This is a genomic window from Acinetobacter sp. 24-47-39, assembly GCF_056783825.1.
In genome coordinates this window covers 1-457 of sequence record NZ_JBWYIP010000036.1, presented here as the reverse complement: position 1 = coordinate 457, position 457 = coordinate 1, and the positions used below count along the sequence as shown (strand labels likewise).

Sequence of the window (457 nt, the reverse complement as noted above, 5' to 3'; positions counted from 1 at the left end):
AGGAAGATCTCATGGCTAAGGCTAAGTTTGAACGTAATAAGCCACACGTTAACGTGGGCACAATCGGTCACGTTGACCATGGTAAAACAACTTTAACTGCTGCTATCGCAACTGTATGTGCGAAGAAATTCGGTGGTGAAGCTAAAGACTACGCTGCAATCGACTCTGCACCAGAAGAAAAAGCACGTGGTATTACAATTAATACATCACACGTAGAATACGATTCTCCAACTCGTCACTACGCTCACGTAGACTGCCCGGGCCACGCCGATTATGTTAAAAACATGATTACTGGTGCTGCTCAAATGGACGGCGCGATCCTTGTATGTGCTGCGACTGATGGTCCAATGCCACAAACTCGTGAACACATCCTTCTTTCTCGCCAAGTAGGTGTTCCATACATCGTTGTATTCTTAAACAAATGTGACCTTGTAGACGACGAAGAGCTTCTTGAGCT

1 protein-coding gene is annotated in these 457 nt (G+C 45.5%); it reads left to right on the top strand.

Going from position 1 to position 457, the window contains the following annotated elements; translation table 11 throughout:
- Positions 1-11: 11 nt before the first annotated feature.
- On the top strand, positions 12-457 hold a 446-nt coding region (locus tag AC1M9C_RS14930), incomplete at its 3' end, for a GTP-binding protein (RefSeq protein WP_481586822.1).